The sequence below is a fragment of the Rahnella sp. CFA14(1/10) genome (assembly GCF_004195095.1).
Lineage (GTDB): Bacteria > Pseudomonadota > Gammaproteobacteria > Enterobacterales > Enterobacteriaceae > Rahnella > Rahnella perminowiae.
Window position 1 is genome coordinate 1 of record NZ_SEWS01000045.1, and the last position, 275, is coordinate 275.

A 275-nucleotide genomic window follows, 5' to 3' on the forward strand; every position below is an offset into this window, starting at 1 on the left:
ACACTACCATCGGCGCTACGGCGTTTCACTTCTGAGTTCGGCATGGGGTCAGGTGGGACCACCGCGCTAGTGCCGCCAGGCAAATTCTGTTTTATCCGTACCGCAACGCATCAGGGTTTCTCACCCCGCGCCGCCATACGAACCAATCCCGGAACATTCCGCTGAAAATCTACTCTCTCGAGCCTGTCTCTCAAATCAAAAACACCTTTGGTGTTGTAAGGTTAAGCCTCTCGGGTCATTAGTACTGGTTAGCTCAATGCATCGCTGCACTTACA

At 52.7% G+C, this 275-nt stretch carries 1 rRNA gene; it reads right to left on the bottom strand.

Going from position 1 to position 275, the window contains the following annotated elements:
* A 5S ribosomal RNA gene (gene rrf, locus EVX52_RS25175) occupies positions 1 to 80 on the bottom strand; the annotation flags it as partial.
* Between the last annotated feature and the right edge of the window lie 195 nt (positions 81 to 275).